This is a genomic window from Sulfolobus islandicus Y.N.15.51 (genome assembly GCF_000022485.1).
Classification (GTDB): Archaea; Thermoproteota; Thermoprotei_A; order Sulfolobales; family Sulfolobaceae; genus Saccharolobus; species Saccharolobus islandicus.
The window spans coordinates 1,264,410-1,282,508 of sequence record NC_012623.1 but is presented as its reverse complement, the minus strand read 5'-3'; the positions used below and the strand labels follow the sequence as shown (position 1 = coordinate 1,282,508).

Genomic DNA, 18,099 nt, shown 5'->3' with positions numbered 1-18,099 from the left:
ACTTTAAAAGTTTTCTTTAGGCTACTCTTAGGCTATCCAATATTGCTGGGGTGTATATAAAAGGCTTATATCCCAATCTATCATCTCTTATATAGTTCGCGAATGCCTTTATTGCTGACGCTTCTCCGTGATTTAATATTATATTTTTAGGCTTTGGTTCAATGGTTCTAAGGAAGTTAAACAATTGCCTTCTATCAGAGTGTCCAGAAAATCCTTCAACTGCCTCTACTTCCATATTAATTTGTATTGACTCCACTCTTCCATCCCTATCTAGAATTTGCACTTCTTTTGCGCCATCTCTCACTTTTCTGCCTAATGTGCCCTCTGCTTGATAGCTTACAAATATTATTGCATTTTTAGGATCTGGCGCCATGGTCTTGAAGAACTCCACAGCTGGGCCTCCGTTTAACATTCCGGAGGTTGCTAAAATTATAGAAGGTTCACCTTTTGCTATATCCTCTTTATATCCTTCAATTCTCTTAAAGTGTTCTGAGGTAAACGGGTTTTCATCCTTGTATAGAATTTCCTCTCTTACTTCCCTTCCTAGCCATTCCGGATATGCATTATGTATAGCTGTAACTTCATCAACTAATCCCGTTACATAAACTGGAACTTCCGGAATAAGCTTCTTTTTCATGAAATCGTTTATTATAAGCATAATTTCTTGTCCTCTTCCCACAGCTAGTACTGGAATTAATACTTTCCCTCCTCTATTAAGCGTTTTATTTATAATCTCTAACAACTCTAATTCCGATTCTTCTCTATTTGGCTGATCTTGTGCTCCATAGGTAGTTTCCATGATTAGCGTATCAACCCTCGGGAATTCCGTATTTGCCTTATCAAGCAATTTGGTTTTCGCGTATTTGAAATCGCCAGTATAGACTATGTTATGTTTTCCATCGCCAATGTGCAAATGAGCCATTGCAGATCCTAATATGTGACCAGCATTATAGAATGTTAACCTTATGTCTGGGGCAATGTCAGTAACCTCTCCATAATCTAACGTTATTGTATGTAATAGCTCTTTTCTTACTTCTTTAGCGGAGTAAGGTATAGGTTTGCCTTCCTTCTCTACAACGTCAAGCGAGTCTAATTGCATTAATGCCATTATATCCCTTGTTGGTACAGTAGTGTATACTGGCCCCTCATATCCATACTTAAAGAGAAATGGCACCATTCCGCAATGATCTAAATGTGCATGTGTGATAACTACAGCATCTAACTCCTCTATTTTTAATTGGTCAATGTCAAGCCTAGGAAACAATTTCTCTCCAAACATATTCGCGCTAGGGTTAAGTCCCACATCTAGCAATACTTTACTTTCTGGAGTTTCTACTAATACTGCAGATCGTCCAACTTCTAGAAAGCCTCCTAATGCCGTAATTCTCACGTACTTATCTTGAAATACTGTCTCCCTATGTATCCTTTCTCCAAAAACCTTTAGTATTTTAGCTCTATATTCAGTCTCATTGTAAATATGCTCTAGAATACTGTCATATGTCCTAGACCTTATTGGCGGTTCTCTAACTATTTCAGCCTTCCAAAATGTCTCCGCAAATATCCTTTGTTGTAATGAGCCACCTTTTCCTATTACTAACCCTGGTTTTTTCGCTTTTATTAATACCTCACCTAAGTCATCGTCAAATTTTATATCCACAATTTCAGCTTCCGTAGGTACAATGTTCTTTATTATTTCAACAGCTTCCTTCTTATCCTTCCTTACTGAAGGATCTGCCTTTATTATTATTCTCTTTTTAATATCCTTGGCAATCTTCTTTATTACTTCCCCCTTTTCTGTTACCATTGTCGGCTTCTTTACATATACCGCTATTGTAGGTCCTTCATATTCAATTCTGGTTATTCCCAAATCTTTTAGTTCAGAGTATATTAACGATATTGTGTTAATCCTATTTAGAGATGCCAATCTATTCACCAACTTTAAGAAATAGCTACAACTGAACTTATCTATGCTAATTTTTAATATTTAAATCTTCTCCTTTTATATGTGAATGTAAAAGAACACGTAATCAGTTTACCTAGAAGGGTTTTCGTAGGACATGACATAATATATGACATTTCTATTTACTTCTCGCAACTAGGCATAACTTCTCCATTTCTAATAGTTACAGGAACAAAATATACTAAGAAAATAGCGGATAGAGTTATAGAAAATCTTCCAAAAAATGCTAAATATGAGGTAATCGAAATAGATACTGCTACTTTAGACGATGTATATAAGGTAGAGGAGGTTGTTAAGAAGGTTAATCCTAATATATTGCTAGGAATAGGTGGAGGGAAAGTTATAGACGTTACGAAATACGCAGCGTTTAGGAATAACCTAGAATTCGTCAGTATACCTACCTCTCCATCACACGATGGAATCACATCGCCATTCGCTTCAATAAAAGGATTACAAAAGCCAGTTTCGGTAAAGGCAAAAGAACCATTAGCAATTATTGCAGACATAGAAATTCTAAGCTTGTCCCCAAGAAGATTAATAAACGCAGGAATAGGGGATACAATAGGGAAAATAATAGCAGTGAGAGATTGGAGGTTAGCGGCTAAGTTAAGAGGAGAATATTATGGCGATTACACGGCATCTTTAGCGTTAATGTCAGCAAAGCATGCATTTCAATGCACTAAGATAATAAATAAGGACATAAAGTACGGTGTAAGAATGCTAATAGAAGCACTAATAAGTAGCGGAGTAGCAATGGGAATGGCTGGAAGCACCAGACCAGCAAGTGGCTCTGAACATCTCTTTGCACATGCGGTTGAGTTATTACACCCAGAGGGGGTATTGCATGGTGAACTTGTTGGTTTAGGAACAATTATTATGGCCTACTTGCATGGCATAAATTGGAAAATAATAAGAGACAGACTTAAAAAAATAGGATTCCCAGTAAAAGCCAAAGACTTAGGTCTTTCTGATGAAGAAGTAATAAAAGCCTTAACCATAGCTCATACTATAAGACCAGAGAGGTACACAATCTTAGGGGATAGGGGTTTAACTTGGAGTTCTGCAGAAAAAATAGCAAGAGTAACAAAAATTATAGATTAAGACGAAGAGAAAGTACTTTTAGTATATTGTTGTAAAATCTCCACAGTATAATCTGCCAAAACATAGCTTACTATTTCATAAGCTAAAGAGTAAACATTAATTTGTAAATCCTCCACCAGATAAAGATCCTTTGGTATAGTAATTCTAACACTCTTCTTCCCATCATCAAGCTCGACGTTAAAACCACTGGCGTACTTTGAGGAAAATCTCCTCTCTATCAAAGCCATAACCTTATCCTTAGCGTTATCGAGAACCTTGACGACCTTAACATTATACATCAAAGTCCTTCCAGCAAGTGGGTGATTTAGATCTAAAACAACCCTACCTCCACTTATACTCCTTATTACTGCAAGACTACCATCACTTAATCTCAATACATTGTTTGGAACTGGCGTTATACCTTGCCTTCTCAATTCTCCTAGAGGTACAATCTTAATTTTACTATTATCTCTTTCACCATATGCCTTCTCAGGTGGGATTTCTATCGTTTTCTCCTCGTTCAAATTAAAATTATATAAAGCCTCTTCCAATCCCTTAATTAGCCTATTTTCACCTAAAATCACAAGTCTAGGACCATAAGTTCTAGTCTCATCATAAATATTAGCCTTCTTTGCCTCCTCTTCATTAGTTGTATCAACAATTTCTCCAGTATCCTTGATTCTTGCAGTATATTCGATATAAATAAAGTCGTTATTCTTAAACATTATCCAGCCCTAAAAATACATTCTGGGTTAGTTTTTAAAACTACTGAAAAACAACAAGCAAGTAGCCTTCTCAATGCGTCAAGACAAAATAAACCAAATTAATAAGCTTTTAGATGAATCGATAAAGAGAACAACCTAAGGTGTGAAGGAACTCTTTTAGAAACTATATACACAAAAAAGTAGCTAAATCATTCGGCATAGTGCTAGTTGATAAAAAACATATAACGTTTCCGACTGACAAGACCGCAATAAAACTTATAATTGATAACTTAAATAAGTCTAATTAGACCCGCCGTAGCTCAGCCCGGTTTAGAGCGCCCGGCTGTAGATAGGGGACAGTAACCGGGTGGTCCGGGGTTCAAGTCCCCGCGGCGGGACTTCTTTACCCAATAATTTTTAAATCTAGCTCAAGATGATTTTGATAGGTGAATTTTTTGGCAGAAACAGCGCATAAGGTATTGGCAGAGTCATTAAATAATCTAGTATTAGTTAAACTAAAGGGAAATAAGGAAGTAAGAGGCACACTGAGGAGCTATGATCAGCATATGAATTTAGTCCTATCAGACTCAGAAGAGATACAAAGTGATGGTAGTGGTAAAAAGTTAGGAACCATAGTAATAAGAGGAGATAACGTAATTCTAATTTCTCCTCTACAAACTTCTTAGTTAGGTGAGCTAAAATGAAAGGCACACCGTCATTTGGAAAGATTAACAAATCTCATACTCACATAAGGTGTAGGAGATGTGGTAGGAACGCTTATAACGTAAGTAAGCACTACTGTGCAGCTTGTGGATTTGGAAAGACGAAGAAGATAAGGAGATACAGTTGGCAAAATAAAAAGGTTAATGGGGTCAGAATAAGATAATGTTTGGTTGGCATTGGCTTCTAGAATGGCAAACGCCATACGAGTTTCACGGTCACCTAATAGAAAAAGTATTCGCTGAAGAGAAGACCCCGTACCAACACGTTACATTAGTAGAATTTACCAGGTTTGGAAAAGGACTTATAATAGATGGAAAAGTGCAATCAACTCTTTACGACGAGCACATTTATCATGAATTGTTAGTTCACCCCTTATTGCTATCATTGCCAAAACCTCCTAAGAATGTGCTAATTTTAGGTGGCGGAGAGGGTGCAACTCTTAGGGAGGTTCTTAAGTATAAGTCTGTAGAAAAAGCAGTAATGGTTGATATAGACGAGAAGGTTATAGAATTTGCTAAGAAATATTTATATGAATGGCATCAAGGAGCTTTTGAGGATAAGAGGACTAGCCTAATAATTACTGATGGTCTAAAGTTTATAAATGAAACAAAGGATAAATACGACGCTATAATTCTAGATCTAACAGATCCGATCAAGGATTCCACGTCATACATGCTTTACACTAAGGAGTTCTATGAGAAATTGAGAGGAATATTAAATCAAGGAGGTGGTATAGTAACACAAGCTACATCTCCATCATTTTCTCTAGAAGTATATGTGACGATTTACAATACTATAAAGGAGGTGTTTAAGGAAGCCTCAGCTTCATACACATATATGGCATCCTTTGATGGATTATGGGGATTCGTTTATGGGGGAGTAAGGCCAGACTTACTTTCGGAGGATGAAGTAAATTCCAGAATAAGGGAACGTATTAGTGGACAGCTAAGGTTCTATGATGACTATTCTCATAAGATTTCGTTTAGTTTGCCTAAGAATATAAAAAGTGAATTCAAGAAGATAACCAAAGTATCCACGGAGAAAGATCCGATTTACGTTCCTGCGTAATTTTTTAAATTTTTATCGATATATATTTAATTGCCGGGGTGCCCGAGCGGTCAAGGGGGTAGGCTCGAGACCTTTCCAGCGTCACTGCGAGGGACCTACTGCCTCTCTGAGGCACACGGGTTCGAATCCCGTCCCCGGCGTATATTGATTCCTATAGAATTTTTAAAATAATAAGGTCTAACTAACATAACATTTTAGGTGATTGTTCCTCATTTACCTCATTGTGCAATCCTATCATTTAAAGTAGATCTTTCTTATTGTATTTAGCACGGAGTTTAGTCTGGCTACGCCTACTCTATACTTTATACATTAGTATTCCATAGTATACAAAATAATAGTTGGCAACGTCTAATAAATCATTTTTAACCTCTTCAAGAGTCCAATTGGATTTGAAACTTGTAAACCTTGGTTTGTAATCTTTTCCTAATTTAGCCTTATGTTTAATCTTTTTATTTCTGCGCAGTGTATTAGCAAATTCAAAGTAAAAATTTCATGGGCCCGAGGGGATTTGAACCCCTGACCACTCGGTTATGAGCCGAGCGCTCTACCGAGCTAAGCTACGGGCCCACATATACAATAACTGAAAAACTGTTTTTAAGACTTGCGTTTAAACCTTTAGGTCCCTGATTTCCATTGTTCCAAGTACTCTTTTTGCTCCTCCGTCAACTCGTCAATTTGAATACCCATGGATTTCAACTTTATTCTAGCCACTTCGTAATCCAATTCCATTGGCATATTATACACTTTCTTCTCTAATTTTCCTCTATTCTTAACTAGGTATTCTACGGCTAAAGCTTGATTTGCAAAGCTCATATCCATTACTTCGCTAGGATGACCCTCTGCTGCAGCTAAATTTACTAACCTACCATCTGCTAGTAAGTACACTTTCTTACCGTTAGGTAAAGTATACTCATCAACATAAGGTCTTATGTTTCTTACCTTAACTGCAGTCTCCTTTAACCCTTTTACGTCCACCTCTACGTTAAAGTGTCCTGCATTAGATAAGATTGCACCATCTTTCATATTGAGCATATGCTCTACTCTTATAGCCTTTGTATTTCCAGTAGCTGTTACGAATATGTCACCGACCTTTGAGGCCTCTGCAATAGGCATAACGTCAAAGCCATCCATTACTGCTTCAAGCGCTCTTATTGGATCTACTTCAGTTACTATGACTCTAGCACCCATTCCTCTTAATCTATTAGCTATTCCCCTACCTACCCATCCATATCCAGCTACAACTGTGATTTTACCTGCAATTAGAATGTTTGTAGCCCTAAGTATTCCATCTATGGCACTTTGTCCAGTTCCATATCTGTTATCGAAAAGGTACTTGGTATATGCGTTGTTTACTGCGATGAGAGGATACTTAAGGACACCGTCCTTCTCCATTGCCTTAAGTCTAATAACACCAGTTGTGGTTTCTTCAGTTCCGCCATAAATATCAAGTTTAGAACTTACCTTTTCATGAATGTAAGCGTGTAAATCAGCACCATCATCCATTACAATATTTGGCTCGTGAATCTTTACAATACTTTCAATATTGGAATAATATTCTGTCTCATTTTCTCCTTTCCATGCGAATACTGAGATTCCTTCCTCTACTAAGGCTGCTGCTACATCATCTTGAGTTGAAAGGGGATTACTTCCAGCTAAAGCAACGTTAGCTCCACCTATTTTAAGGGTTTTAACTAGTGCTGCTGTTTCCTTGGTAACGTGAAGTACTGCTGATATGTTAATACCTTTTAGTGGTTTTTCAGCTTCAAATCTCTTCCTTATTTCCATCAATGTTGGCATGTGTCTTTCTGCCCATTCTATTTGCTTTTTTCCCTCACTTGCGAGAGAAAGGTCTTTTATTTTGTAGCTCATCGGAAGTTTTTTATCGAAAGAACATAAAAAGCTTAGGATTTTTATCTGTTTATCCAAGTATGCAAATTTTATCACTGCGGGGGGCGGGATTTGAACCCGCGAAGGCCTTCGCCAGTAGGGCCTGAGCCTACCCCCTTCGACCTAGCTCGGGCACCCCCGCATGTTAAAGTAAGTAGAAGTTTTTGGTAATAAATTATTACCATTATAACTTTGGGCGATTCAAGTCTCTTTTGTGAATTGTAATTTATGAATAATATGGATAAAACAAAGTAAACTACTGAGCGTGGATCTCCACCTAGTCAGTGGGGTGGTATTTGATTAAATTCATTACGATTCTTTAAATAAACTGAATTCGCAAAGGATGCGTGAATGACCCTAACTTTAGAAGGATTACATTTTTCTTTTAAGCACGATTTTAATGGTTACATGGATAAATGCGTATACATATCAACTTCCTATTATTATGAAAAATATTTAAACACTAACCAGTTAAATTTCATATGGCTGTAGGAACTGCGGCCGAAATATCTCTAAGTTCAATCTTAAGTACAATATGTGGGATTATTGGAGCAATAGGTGCTTCATTAGACATAGCACAGCAGCAGTGTGAGATGATTTCACTGAAAGAGTATTATAAATATAAAATAGAGGGGTAACAAAAAGATGTATGAGATTTATCCTGCCATAGCTGTTGCTGAAGGAATATCAGCTGTTGCCGTGTCAAACAGTTCAAGTGCTTATGAATTGAAAACTAAGATTTTTAGACACAAGGTATTTTGATTAAGACTGAGGATACTGGAGAATACTATTACATTGGAGGAATATCACCAGTGTGGGTAGGTGGTAGTAATATTGCAGTATATCAAGGTGGTGCGGCGTTTAGGGGTTCAGTAAAATTGCCTGCTAAGGCTAGGGATATTTTTATAAGTAATGGAGGAATTGGAATTATACCGTTAAAAAGGGTATCAGCACAGATTAAATGGTATAATCCAGCTAGGTTTAAATCTTGCCAAGGTCTACTTGGTGCAATTTGGGATTACATAACTACAATAGGTGTTGTTTCAGTAGTTGCAATCGCAAGTTTAGCATCAGAAATAACGCTTTCTTCTCCAAGAAGTATAGATGATTTAATCTATCCCGGTAGTGGTTGTAGTTATTATGTTTCAAAAACTCTCATAGGGAGTTCGTTAGGAGGAGAGAGGTCTGATGAACTTCGTACTACTTCTGATCAATATCCTTTCATCTATCTGGCTTTGGCCTTATTTAAGCAAGTAGCTAGTGGGGTAGGTTTATCAAATTATCCTGCAGTTACGGTTAATGGTCCAATAGATGTGGTCTTAAATAATTGTAACCAAATCATGCCTAGTGAGTATTGTACAAGAATTGCAGTAGGAACTGTATTTCAACCGTTTAATCTCGATTTCAAGTTTAATGATATTGATATTGGTGCTCCAGTGTTCAGTAGACACTTCTGTGCGACATATTGTTCAGAATTTGGATTAGTGGGACTAATCAAATCCTTCTCGACAATAACTATTAATGTGCCACTTGGTAATAATTTGCAATATCCAGTTGAATTCGTCTTTTTGGACGTTGTTAAGTCTCCCACTGATTTCACTAAAGCTGGTATCGCAAATTACACTAAGGAGCTGAATATAAGCGAGGGATTTAACATGATAATAGATGCCATTAATAAGGAGAAAAAGACTATTGCTGGGATTTCTGCAGTTTTTCCAATAGCCATTGCTGAGTTGGCTGCACTTGCCATTGATTGGTCTGAAGTGTCTTATGAAAATGGTTATAGGCAAGTTGAGGAGAGGGCTATGGAATTAAAAAACGTGTATAATGAGGTTTTATCTACGATAAATAACTGCATTGAAGCTTATCCCGGTTTAACTAGGAATCAGAAGACAATGTATGAGCAAATGGTAAGGGATTATCTGAATGGCGTTTTACCACTTGTAAATCCAGATTGGAGTCCCAACGAGTTAAAGGGTTATTTACTACAAGAGGCCACGAATTACTTGTCAAATTATGAGATCTCGTGTTAATTTTTGTAGTATTAATTTCCTCTTTTTCCAAAAATTGAACGAATAGAGTTATTATGCGGGGGACGGGATTCGAACCCGTGCAGGCCTTCGCCAGCGGATCTCTTACTTGGGGGTCTTAAGTCCGCCCCCTTTGACCAGGCTCGGGCACCCCCGCAATCTATTATACTGAGTTCAGTTTTACCTTATATGTTTTTCCAACAAAAATCTTAATTATGTGGCATATAATGAGTAAGAGGGAATATTATGGTTAAACATTCGAGGGGTTATCGAACTAGATCAAGGAGTTTATTAAGAAAGAGTCCTAGAGAGAGGGGTGCAGTTCCATCTCTAAGCAGACTAATGGTTGAATATAAGGAAGGAGATAAGGTCGTAATAAAGATAAACCCATCAGTACATTCCGGTATGCCTCATAGACGGTATCAAGGTAAAGTAGGGAAAATTATTGGAAAAAGAGGTAGGGCATATTTAGTTTCGGTCACATTGGGCGATAAGGAAAAGGTAATAATTGTTAGGCCTGAACATTTGGTTTCTTTTAGTTCTAGTGGGTGATTAGTATTTGTCATCTGTATACATAGTTGAGGAGCACTATATTCCTTACTCAGTGGCAAAAAAATTACTAAGTGATGTAATTAAATCTGGGAGTTCATCTAATTTATTACAAAGGACTTATGATTATTTAAATAGTGTAGAGAAATGCGATGCTGAGTCCGCACAGAAGGTTGTTGAAGAGTTAAGCAGTATCATAAGTAGGGAAGATGTTAGAGCGGTTTTAGCTAGTATTTGCCCTATTACACCTGACGAGGTAAGGAGTATTTTGATAATGGACAGTAATAGGACATATACTTCTGAGGACATACAAAAAATAATTGATATAATTAGGAAATACATTAAGAGTTGAGTTTTTACTTTTAGAATCTATTACTACTTAGGGAAGTAGAATTGCAAAGAAAAAGGGTAGTAAAGGAGCGAGTAGTGTATGTTTTAGATTATATGAGGGAAGGTAATCCATTAGATAGGCATAAGTTTCACAGGGATAGGCCTCTTATTCAAGCTGTAGGTGAGGATTACTTCTTATTGCTTGAACTCACTCCCCTATCTTATAATTTGGATTTCTTTCCCGAGGATAAGATTGAATTGGACTCAAATTCCAGTGTTAAGGTAGATGCTCATATTTCTTACGAGGATCTTACATCAGTATCTAAAGATAATTTGCCTAAGATCTTGCATAAAATAGTTTTAGAGAAAGAAAAAGTCTTCGTGGAGATTTTTAACAAGGCTGAGCCATTAACGTTAAAGCTTCATGCGTTGGAGTTATTGCCAAACATTGGTAAAAAGACTTTAAGAATAATTCTGGAGGAAAGAAAGAAAAAACCCTTTGAGAGTTTTAAAGATATAGAGACGCGTATAGGCATTAAGGATGTGGCTTCAATACTAGTAGAGAGGATAATAAAGGAGATGCAAGGTGGAGAGAAATACTATCTGTTTGTATATCCTCTTGTATCAGATGAAAATAAAAGATTAGAACAGCAATTCATTTACGTGGGTTATATTGAAAAGCTAAAGTAAGGCTTTCACAAGTTTTTCTTATTGATAAGAGTTTTATAGAAAAGTTTATTTCATACGTGGATACTGGAATCAGACCTATTTTAGAGATTGGATGTGGAAAAGGAAATATTACTAAATTTTTAGAACCGGATATTTGTATTGAATTAGATGAGAAAATGACAGACTATTTGAAAAATTATAATCTTGTAATAGCAGATGCAAGATATTTGCCAATACTAAGGGGTCAATTAGTTTCTTCTCTACCTTACCAGATAACTTCAGATTTTTTCAAGGAGGTAGTTAAACTTGACAATATAAGTAAGCTTATACTGATTTTGCAAAAGGATTTTGTGGATAAGATTCTTAATGATCCTACATATATTTCTTTTTTGCTTAATTATGTGTTTGATATACAGACTAAAGACATAATTCCACCAAGATGTTTCAGTCCTCGTCCAAAAGTCTATTCAATTATTACAGTTTTTAATAGGGTAAGAGAATATAATGACGATGTTGATAGTTTAATTTCATGTATTAGTAGATATAGGAATAAAACTTTAAAAAATGCTTCTAAGTTGTGTGGGCTTAGTTCAGATAATAATTTGAAGGTGAGGGAATTTAAACCTTGGCAAGTGTTAGAATTGTTGAATTCCGTGGATTTAAGTTATGTTTAAATGATCAGACGTATGAACCTTCTGATGATACCGATATTCTACTTAACCTACTAAAGGTAGGTAAAGGGGAAAAGGTCTTAGATATGGGATCTGGTTCTGGGATTTTAGGAATATGGTCTCTGATAATGGGAGGAAAGGTAATGTTTGTAGATATAAATCCATATGCGACGACATCTACATTATGTTCCTTAAAAGTTAATAATTTGTATAAAAGTCCAAATTATTTAGGTGTTCTTAATTGCGATTTGTTGTCTTGTCTTAGAAAGTATGATTTTGATGTAGCTATTTTTAACCCTCCCTATTTACCAGTGGAGGAGTATAATGAATGGATAGGGTATAGTTGGTCTGGTGGAAAGGATGGAAGTAAAGTTCTTGTTGATTTTTTAAAAACTGTAAAAGCTAATAGAATTTATACCCTATATTCTTCTTTAAGTGATGAAGATAGGATATTATATGCTATTAATAAGGAAAGATTCAAAATTTCACAGAAGTATGAGAAGGTTATTGGGTATGAGAGATTGATAGGATTGGAGTTGGTGAAGGAGGATGATAAGGGTAGTTTTAGTAGAGCCTGAAGGTGAATATAACATTGGTTTTGTTGCCAGGTTATGTAGAAATTTTTCGGTTGATGAACTCTATATAGTTAATCCAAGGGCCAACGTTTCTGAGGCTTTCAAGTTTTCCGCTGGTGGGAAAGAATTTTTAGAGAAGGCTAAAATTGTGAACAACTTTGATGAGGCTATAAATGACGTCGATATTAAGATAGCTACTTCCAGTATAGCAGATAATAATGGAGATATTTTACGGAAATCTATAAGACCGTGGGAACTGCTGTCTTTAATTCAAGGTAAGAAAGTCGCATTGGTTTTTGGTAGAGAAAGCGTTGGCCTAACTAGAGAAGAGATATTTAAGTGTGATTTTCTCCTTTATATCCCAGCAAATCCTAGTTATCCCGTTCTTAATCTTTCTCATGCTGTTGGCATAGTATTATATGAAATTTGGAAAAATAGAGAATTATTGAATAATCCCCAGACTTCTACAATTTCTGATCAATCAATAAAATTAATAGATAGATATGCCGAAATTCTCTATAAAATGCTTAAAAGATCTGATGACGATTATAAGATGTATATAGCACTAAAGCGTACAATTATAAAGGGAGTAAAGGATGAGGAAGAGGCTAGGGTCATTGTGCATTTTTTGAGAAAACTTTATACCAGAATAATCCACAATGAAAAGGAGATGAATAATGTCAGCTAAAGGAGGGACAATCAAGGATAAGTGGAAAATGAAGAAATGGTATAGTATAATTGCACCTAAAGTTTTTGGAGAGGTTTCCTTAGGTTCTACACCAGCCTACGATGTGACTCAAACCATAGGGAGAAGAGTTGAGACGACTTTATATGATCTCACTGGTGATTTCAGCCAAGTTTACGTTCACTTATACTTTAAGATTGTAAGCAATGAAGGGGACAGATTGATTACGAGATTTGTTGGACATGAGCTCTCGAGAGATTACTTAAGATCATTAATTAGGAGAAAGAGCTCTAAAGTAAACAGCGTATTTGATGTTACTACTAAGGATGGCTATGTAGTAAGGGTTAAGGGATTAGTTCTAACTACGTATAAATGTCATCAATCTCAAAAAACTGCGATTAGAAAAATAATTAATGAGACCATATCCAAAAAAGCTAGTGAACTTACCTTTGATGATTTTACACAAGAGGTAGTATTTGGGAGACTGGCTAATGAAATATTTGAGGCAACAAAGAAGATATACCCACTAAGGAAGGCTGAAATAGAAAAAACTAAAGTGCTAAAAGTGCCAGAAAATTTAGGTAAACAAGTTGAAAGCAGTAGTGTTAGCAGCGGGTAAAGGAGAGAGATTAGAACCAATAACTCACACAAGACCTAAACCTTTTGTTCCTGTTCTTGATACTCCTTTAATTTTAAGAAATATTAGAATAGTTAAGAAATATGTTAATGATGTTGTAATTGTAATAAATTCAAATCATAAGGAATATTTTAAACTTATTGAAGGAGTTAGCCTAGTTGAGCAGACTGAAGGAAAAGGTACTGCGGCAGCTTTACTAGCAGTGGAAAAATATCTTGAGAGGGATGACGAATTTTTAGTTATATATGGGGATCTTCTTTTTGAAAAAGAAGCAGTAGAGAAAATAGTTAACACTAACGGAGAAGCAATTCTAGCTACAGAATCTGACGATCCTAAAAAATATGGCGTTATAGTTAAAGATTCGGAAAATAGACTAGTGAGAATAGTTGAAAAGCCCGAAAATCCTCCTTCGAAATTAATTAATGCAGGTATCTATAAGCTTACCTATGATATTTTCTCATATATAGACAAAATAGGTTTATCAAGCAGAGGTGAACTTGAGCTTACAGATGCTGTAAATCTTATCGGAAATAAGGTGAAGGTAGTTACATACAATGGGATATGGTTAGATATAGGAAGGCCTTGGGATTTAATAGAGGCTAATAAGGTCCTTTTAGATAGGGAGAAGGATAGAAATCTAGGTGTGATAGAGGAGAATGTCAAAATTAAAGGTAAGGCAATTATTGAACATGATGTTGTAATAAAATCTGGTACCTATATAGAGGGTCCCGTTTATATAGGCAAAAATTCTGTTATCGGACCCAATGCCTATATAAGGCCATATAGCGTGATAGGAAGTAACGTTAAGGTGGGTGCGTTCAATGAGATAAAGGAAAGTGTGATAATGGAAAATACAAAGATACCGCATTTAAGTTATGTCGGCGATAGTATAATCTGTGAAGATGTGAATTTTGGGGCAGGAACGATAACAGCTAATCTACGATTTGATGAAAAGGAAGTTAAAGTCAATATAAAAAATGAAAGGGTAGGCAGTGGAAGAAAGAAATTAGGTGCAATAGTAGGCGCTCATGTAAGAACTGGGATTAACGTATCCATATTACCTGGAGTAAAGATTGGTGCATATGCTTGGATTTATCCAGGTGCTATCGTAGATAGGGATGTTGAGAAAGGCGAGAAATTCGTTCCATACTACTTAAGAAGGTCTAGCGGTACTTGACACAATCTTTATTACATCATTGTTCTGTAGTTGATAATTCTCTCCAACTCTCATTTTCCTCTTCACATCAATAGCGTATAAGAAACCTTTTGCTAATTCCGTATGTATAGCGTTAGCTAAATCTTTTGGAGTAGAACCTTTCTTTAGGAGTATCGCGTCCGGTAAAACGTTTCCATTTCTGTCAGTCAGTTTCTTCTCATCTTCTACTGGATATGTTACGATCATGTTCAACGCATCAAATGTTGCTGTATTTATGGCTTCTTGTACTCCAGTACTTCCATACACTTGTAGCACACTACTTCTAATATATTCTAGAGCGCTCTTTTGTTTCTCGTTTAATGGTTTAAGTATGGTAAAATCATTATCTCCTGGAATGTAAGCTATTATTCCAGCCTTTGCTGCTTTCCTTAGAGCCATCTCTGATGCTGCACTAGTTGGAATAACCCACTTGTATTTCTCTTTTAATCTCTTAATGTTTTTTCTAGCTTGTGGTAAATCGCTCTTGTTTGCAGCAATTACCATAGGTTTACTTATTTCTCGTAAAGTTTTAGCTAATGCCCTTAAATCTTGTTCTGTCCATTGCATTAATTTTAGGTTTTCCAATTTTGTAGCTTTTAGAGTTTCAATAATATGTGATCTATTTACAGATATTCCAGATAATTTACTTAATAAGGCATCTACTAGATCTTTTCCAGACAAATCTATTGTTCTTGCAAATTTAGCCCAGTCTTTATTAATAATGGAATAAAACCATTCATTGAGCTCATTTTCTATAAACTTTATATCTTCTTCTGGGTCTCTTGACCCCGGCTCTACTGGGACACCCTCTTCATTTGTGGATCCACTTGCGTCAATTACATGTATTAGTGCATCAGCTTGACGTAAATCATCTAGGAACTTGTTTCCTAATCCTCTTCCTTCATGAGCACCAGGTATTAATCCAGCTACATCTATTAGTTTTACTGGTATGAATCTATAATCATCTATGCAAATGGAATTCTTCGGATTACATTTGACATTAAATTCAGTATGAACACATCTCACTCTTACATATCCTATACCTTCATTTGGATTTATAGTTACAAATGGTCTGTTAGCTATTTCCACATCTTTTAGTGTAGCTGCTGCAAAAAACGTACTTTTACCTACATTGGTCTTTCCTATAATTCCAATGGTAATCATATGTTCTGATTTAGTGGACACATTTATTAATTAGATGCTTAGCATAGTATTTTGAGAATAGATGACATTATCAGTGTATCACTATATAGAGAACACATGGAATTCAGAAGAGTGGAAAAAAGGTGTATTAAGGCAGAGATTTATTGAATGGAGAAAAGAGCCTTCGATAGTTAGGTTAGCTAAACCAACTAGGCTAAATAGGGCTAGAAGTTTAGGCTACAAGGCTAAGCAAGGATTTGTTATAGTGAGAGTCAGAGTTAGGAGAGGAGGTCTTAATAAGCCTAGACCAAATAAGGGAAGAAGACCAAAAAGGATGGGTGTTTATGGTTATGGTCCAGCTAAAGGATATAAGTGGATAGCTGAGGAAAGGGCTGCAAGGAAATACCCCAATTTAGAGGTTCTTGGTAGTTATTATGTTGGAGAGGATGGTCTTTACAAGTATTATGAGATAATCATGGTGGATCCTTCTCATCCAGTAATAAAGAATGATCCTAATTATAAGTGGCTTCAAGATCCTAGCAATAGGAATAGAGTGTTTAGAGGTTTAACATCTGCAGGTAAGAAGGCTAGAGGATTGAGGAAATCTAAAGGGTTTAAAGGTACTGTAAAACATAAGTGGAGTAGGAAACAGAAAGAGAGAGAAGAGAAGAAGAGACATGAAGCGAGTAAGTATTATAGATTACAAAGGTATGATAAAATACCAGGAAAGTGAGCATGAAAGTAAATCAAGCAATACTTTCAGTTTTTATTCATGAGACAGAGGATTACAATAAAATAGTAAATACCATAGAGAGTTTTTTCTCTCCTCTTATCTCTAGCTCAAAGAAAAATATCGCAACTGTTCAAGGTCATTACGGTAATAAAATAGTTATATTGGAATATAGATTTGATAAGAAGAATGGAGAGCAATTTTTTAAAATGATATTAGATAAAATTGAAACTACGGAATTAATGTTTATTCTTACAACTATGGATTCCCATATGAATGGGAGTAAACTATATTTGAGATTCGATAAACAGTATTTGGTTGCAGAGCGTAGACTTGTTCTTAAAGAGGGTGATGATGTCGTTAAATGTATGATTTCGTTTAATACTTCTTTGGAGAATATAAAGGAGGAGATAAAGAAGCTTGTTAGTAGTAGAATCATGCATTCTAAACTCTAGGCTGTTTCCTTACGTCAAAAGGTTAGGATATAACATGGTTTTTAGTGAAGATGGTTTGGTTGGTATAAAAAGGGTTACTATAAAAGCGGAAAATGGGAATCAACTGAAAAAGATGCTTAAGAAGCCTTTTATTGAGAGAGATGTATTAGTTTTTGTAAAACCTCTTTCAATAGATGCCTTAAAGTATGCTATTATCAACAAAAGGGTCAATGCCGTGATATTGGCTGATGATAATATGAGGATATTTAAGAAAAGTATGCTAAACCTATTAAGATATTATGACAAATTCGTTGAAGTTTCACTTAAATCTTCTAGCGGGTTATTATATAATGCTATAGTGTTTGCATATAAATGGATACCTAACATTATTTTCTCCTCATATGCAAGTGATTTTAACGAGATCTGGAGTCCAATCTCTAAAATAAGTTATTTGACCGTATTGGGAGCTGATGAAGAGGAAGCTTATAAGTTTGTTATATTAAATCCCATAAAGTTGTTGAATGAACTCAATTCAACTAATAATTGACATTATATTAATATTATGGCTTCTCATATTAACTGTATTATATCTCAGAAAAAAGAGCTTAAACCTTAATATTGTGAAAAATAAGAAAATAGTAAGAGCTAAAAGATATATAGTGTTTTACGTTATTGCAGAATCCAAAGTAAAAGGTGATGATTTAGAGAGGGTTGTTCGTAACTCCTTGAAGGATCTATTAGGTAATGTATGGCTTAATATTGCAAATCCTAAAGTTGTTACATATAGAGAGGATACTCAAGAAGGGATTATATCTACTAATAGGATAGGCTATAAGGCTGTTTTAGCTAGTTTACCTTTTGCTAAGGAAATTAATGGTAACAAAATACTTATAGTTCCAAGAAGAACAACCGGAAGCTTAAAAAAGGCTAAAAAACTAATCGGATTAAAGTGATGAAGCCGCTCCAGACTGTATCGATGATGTTCTCTGCGACGAGCTGAACGATATTTTTAAAATTAGGGATTACTCA

The 18,099-nt window shown here is 35.7% G+C and carries 22 protein-coding genes and 5 tRNA genes; 20 read left to right on the top strand and 7 right to left on the bottom strand.

Going from position 1 to position 18,099, the window contains the following annotated elements; all coding sequences use genetic code 11:
- Window positions 1-16: 16 nt before the first annotated feature.
- Window positions 17-1,933, bottom strand: coding sequence for a beta-CASP ribonuclease aCPSF1 (locus YN1551_RS07155; RefSeq protein ID WP_012716164.1), 1,917 nt, complete (start codon window positions 1,931-1,933; stop codon window positions 17-19).
- A 72-nt stretch (window positions 1,934-2,005) separates the two neighbouring features.
- Between YN1551_RS07155 and YN1551_RS07150 the strand changes: the two genes are divergently transcribed.
- Complete coding sequence (locus YN1551_RS07150) at window positions 2,006-3,061, top strand: NAD(P)-dependent glycerol-1-phosphate dehydrogenase (protein ID WP_012716165.1); 1,056 nt, start codon at window positions 2,006-2,008, stop codon at window positions 3,059-3,061.
- On the opposite strand, the gene YN1551_RS07145 is transcribed toward YN1551_RS07150, so the two are convergent.
- Complete coding sequence (locus YN1551_RS07145; protein ID WP_012713715.1) at window positions 3,058-3,765, bottom strand: FKBP-type peptidyl-prolyl cis-trans isomerase; 708 nt, start codon at window positions 3,763-3,765, stop codon at window positions 3,058-3,060. The two genes, YN1551_RS07150 and YN1551_RS07145, sit on opposite strands and share 4 nt — an antisense overlap.
- A gap of 288 nt (window positions 3,766-4,053) precedes the next feature.
- Here YN1551_RS07145 and YN1551_RS07140 point away from each other — a divergent pair.
- The 5 genes from YN1551_RS07140 (at window position 4,054) to YN1551_RS07125 (ending at window position 5,675) form a co-directional block, all read left to right on the top strand.
- A tRNA-Tyr gene (locus YN1551_RS07140) sits at window positions 4,054-4,142 on the top strand.
- A 57-nt stretch (window positions 4,143-4,199) separates the two neighbouring features.
- Window positions 4,200-4,430 carry an LSM domain-containing protein gene (locus YN1551_RS07135; RefSeq protein WP_012711383.1) on the top strand — a complete coding sequence of 77 codons (231 nt, stop codon included), beginning with the start codon at window positions 4,200-4,202 and terminating at the stop codon, window positions 4,428-4,430.
- A 14-nt stretch (window positions 4,431-4,444) separates the two neighbouring features.
- Entirely contained in the window at window positions 4,445-4,630 is a 186-nt protein-coding gene (locus YN1551_RS15830; protein ID WP_012717451.1) for a 50S ribosomal protein L37e, read from the top strand.
- Window positions 4,630-5,535, top strand: a complete 906-nt coding sequence (locus tag YN1551_RS07130; protein ID WP_012717450.1) for a spermidine synthase — start codon at window positions 4,630-4,632, stop codon at window positions 5,533-5,535. The genes YN1551_RS15830 and YN1551_RS07130 overlap by 1 nt, the downstream gene beginning before the upstream one ends.
- 32 nt (window positions 5,536-5,567) lie before the next feature.
- Window positions 5,568-5,675, top strand: a tRNA-Ser gene (locus tag YN1551_RS07125).
- 353 nt (window positions 5,676-6,028) lie between these two features.
- Here YN1551_RS07125 and YN1551_RS07120 read toward each other — a convergent pair.
- The 3 genes from YN1551_RS07120 to YN1551_RS07110 all read right to left on the bottom strand — a co-directional run bounded on the left by YN1551_RS07120 (window position 6,029) and on the right by YN1551_RS07110 (window position 7,564).
- Window positions 6,029-6,102 (bottom strand) — tRNA-Ile (locus YN1551_RS07120).
- 48 nt (window positions 6,103-6,150) lie between these two features.
- On the bottom strand, window positions 6,151-7,404 hold the full coding sequence (ahcY, locus tag YN1551_RS07115; RefSeq protein WP_015581186.1) for an adenosylhomocysteinase: 1,254 nt from the start codon (window positions 7,402-7,404) through the stop codon (window positions 6,151-6,153).
- Window positions 7,405-7,479: 75 nt separating this feature from the next.
- Window positions 7,480-7,564, bottom strand: a tRNA-Leu gene (locus tag YN1551_RS07110).
- A 340-nt stretch (window positions 7,565-7,904) separates the two neighbouring features.
- On the opposite strand from YN1551_RS07110, the gene YN1551_RS17050 reads away from it, so the two are divergent.
- Window positions 7,905-8,060 (top strand): hypothetical protein, encoded by a 156-nt coding sequence (locus YN1551_RS17050; protein WP_012716166.1) that lies wholly within the window; start codon window positions 7,905-7,907, stop codon window positions 8,058-8,060.
- 120 nt (window positions 8,061-8,180) lie between these two features.
- Window positions 8,181-9,455 (top strand): hypothetical protein, encoded by a 1,275-nt coding sequence (locus YN1551_RS07105; protein WP_048052305.1) that lies wholly within the window; start codon window positions 8,181-8,183, stop codon window positions 9,453-9,455.
- A gap of 54 nt (window positions 9,456-9,509) precedes the next feature.
- Here the strand turns inward: YN1551_RS07105 and YN1551_RS07100 are convergent.
- Window positions 9,510-9,609 (bottom strand) — tRNA-Leu (locus YN1551_RS07100).
- 89 nt (window positions 9,610-9,698) lie between these two features.
- Here YN1551_RS07100 and YN1551_RS07095 point away from each other — a divergent pair.
- The 8 genes from YN1551_RS07095 to spn are packed head-to-tail and all read left to right on the top strand — an operon-like array spanning window position 9,699 to window position 14,745.
- Window positions 9,699-10,004, top strand: a complete 306-nt coding sequence (locus YN1551_RS07095; RefSeq protein WP_012711388.1) for a 50S ribosomal protein L21e — start codon at window positions 9,699-9,701, stop codon at window positions 10,002-10,004.
- Between the two features lie 7 nt (window positions 10,005-10,011).
- A complete protein-coding gene (locus YN1551_RS07090) occupies window positions 10,012-10,353 on the top strand; it encodes a DNA-directed RNA polymerase subunit F (protein WP_012717449.1) in 342 nt (113 codons plus the stop codon).
- Window positions 10,354-10,394: 41 nt separating this feature from the next.
- Window positions 10,395-11,021, top strand: coding sequence for a DUF655 domain-containing protein (locus YN1551_RS07085; protein ID WP_012713719.1), 627 nt, complete (start codon window positions 10,395-10,397; stop codon window positions 11,019-11,021).
- Window positions 11,022-11,068: 47 nt separating this feature from the next.
- Window positions 11,069-11,674 (top strand): 16S ribosomal RNA methyltransferase A, encoded by a 606-nt coding sequence (locus YN1551_RS07080; RefSeq protein WP_238526247.1) that lies wholly within the window; start codon window positions 11,069-11,071, stop codon window positions 11,672-11,674.
- Window positions 11,626-12,249 carry a HemK2/MTQ2 family protein methyltransferase gene (locus YN1551_RS07075; protein ID WP_012717448.1) on the top strand — a complete coding sequence of 208 codons (624 nt, stop codon included), beginning with the start codon at window positions 11,626-11,628 and terminating at the stop codon, window positions 12,247-12,249. The genes YN1551_RS07080 and YN1551_RS07075 overlap by 49 nt, the downstream gene beginning before the upstream one ends.
- Window positions 12,221-12,934 carry a tRNA (cytidine-2'-O-)-methyltransferase TrmJ gene (trmJ, locus tag YN1551_RS07070; protein WP_012713722.1) on the top strand — a complete coding sequence of 238 codons (714 nt, stop codon included), beginning with the start codon at window positions 12,221-12,223 and terminating at the stop codon, window positions 12,932-12,934. Before YN1551_RS07075 ends, trmJ begins: the two co-directional genes overlap by 29 nt.
- Window positions 12,924-13,550 (top strand): 30S ribosomal protein S3ae, encoded by a 627-nt coding sequence (locus tag YN1551_RS07065; RefSeq protein ID WP_012711394.1) that lies wholly within the window; start codon window positions 12,924-12,926, stop codon window positions 13,548-13,550. The genes trmJ and YN1551_RS07065 overlap by 11 nt, the downstream gene beginning before the upstream one ends.
- Complete coding sequence (gene spn, locus YN1551_RS07060) at window positions 13,522-14,745, top strand: bifunctional sugar-1-phosphate nucleotidylyltransferase/acetyltransferase (protein ID WP_012717447.1); 1,224 nt, start codon at window positions 13,522-13,524, stop codon at window positions 14,743-14,745. Before YN1551_RS07065 ends, spn begins: the two co-directional genes overlap by 29 nt.
- On the opposite strand, the gene YN1551_RS07055 is transcribed toward spn, so the two are convergent.
- Window positions 14,722-15,927, bottom strand: a complete 1,206-nt coding sequence (locus YN1551_RS07055) for a redox-regulated ATPase YchF (protein WP_012713724.1) — start codon at window positions 15,925-15,927, stop codon at window positions 14,722-14,724. The two genes, spn and YN1551_RS07055, sit on opposite strands and share 24 nt — an antisense overlap.
- A gap of 61 nt (window positions 15,928-15,988) precedes the next feature.
- Here YN1551_RS07055 and YN1551_RS07050 point away from each other — a divergent pair, with 61 nt between their 5' ends.
- Genes YN1551_RS07050 through YN1551_RS07035 form a run of 4 tightly spaced genes read left to right on the top strand, consistent with a single transcriptional unit; the run spans window position 15,989 to window position 18,023 of the window.
- The gene (locus YN1551_RS07050; RefSeq protein WP_012711397.1) at window positions 15,989-16,639 is read left to right on the top strand and encodes a 50S ribosomal protein L15e; all 651 of its coding nucleotides are present in this window, start codon (window positions 15,989-15,991) and stop codon (window positions 16,637-16,639) included.
- Window positions 16,640-16,641: 2 nt separating this feature from the next.
- Window positions 16,642-17,091 carry an RNA-binding protein gene (locus tag YN1551_RS07045; protein ID WP_012711398.1) on the top strand — a complete coding sequence of 150 codons (450 nt, stop codon included), beginning with the start codon at window positions 16,642-16,644 and terminating at the stop codon, window positions 17,089-17,091.
- On the top strand, window positions 17,057-17,617 hold the full coding sequence (locus tag YN1551_RS07040; RefSeq protein WP_012717446.1) for a PHP domain-containing protein: 561 nt from the start codon (window positions 17,057-17,059) through the stop codon (window positions 17,615-17,617). The genes YN1551_RS07045 and YN1551_RS07040 overlap by 35 nt, the downstream gene beginning before the upstream one ends.
- A complete protein-coding gene (locus YN1551_RS07035) occupies window positions 17,592-18,023 on the top strand; it encodes an Rpp14/Pop5 family protein (protein WP_012711400.1) in 432 nt (143 codons plus the stop codon). The genes YN1551_RS07040 and YN1551_RS07035 overlap by 26 nt, the downstream gene beginning before the upstream one ends.
- Window positions 18,024-18,099: the final 76 nt, after the last annotated feature.

Coding starts and splice junctions, on each gene's coding strand:
- YN1551_RS07065 (WP_012711394.1), top strand. CDS start 12,924: ATGTCAGCTAAAGGAGGGACAATCAAGGATAAGTGGAAAATGAAGAAA.
- YN1551_RS07045 (WP_012711398.1), top strand. CDS start 16,642: ATGAAAGTAAATCAAGCAATACTTTCAGTTTTTATTCATGAGACAGAG.
- YN1551_RS07095 (WP_012711388.1), top strand. CDS start 9,699: ATGGTTAAACATTCGAGGGGTTATCGAACTAGATCAAGGAGTTTATTA.
- YN1551_RS15830 (WP_012717451.1), top strand. CDS start 4,445: ATGAAAGGCACACCGTCATTTGGAAAGATTAACAAATCTCATACTCAC.
- trmJ (WP_012713722.1), top strand. CDS start 12,221: ATGATAAGGGTAGTTTTAGTAGAGCCTGAAGGTGAATATAACATTGGT.
- YN1551_RS07055 (WP_012713724.1), bottom strand. CDS start 15,927: ATGATTACCATTGGAATTATAGGAAAGACCAATGTAGGTAAAAGTACG.
- YN1551_RS07035 (WP_012711400.1), top strand. CDS start 17,592: ATGAACTCAATTCAACTAATAATTGACATTATATTAATATTATGGCTT.
- YN1551_RS17050 (WP_012716166.1), top strand. CDS start 7,905: ATGGCTGTAGGAACTGCGGCCGAAATATCTCTAAGTTCAATCTTAAGT.
- YN1551_RS07050 (WP_012711397.1), top strand. CDS start 15,989: ATGACATTATCAGTGTATCACTATATAGAGAACACATGGAATTCAGAA.
- ahcY (WP_015581186.1), bottom strand. CDS start 7,404: ATGAGCTACAAAATAAAAGACCTTTCTCTCGCAAGTGAGGGAAAAAAG.
- YN1551_RS07145 (WP_012713715.1), bottom strand. CDS start 3,765: ATGTTTAAGAATAACGACTTTATTTATATCGAATATACTGCAAGAATC.
- YN1551_RS07130 (WP_012717450.1), top strand. CDS start 4,630: ATGTTTGGTTGGCATTGGCTTCTAGAATGGCAAACGCCATACGAGTTT.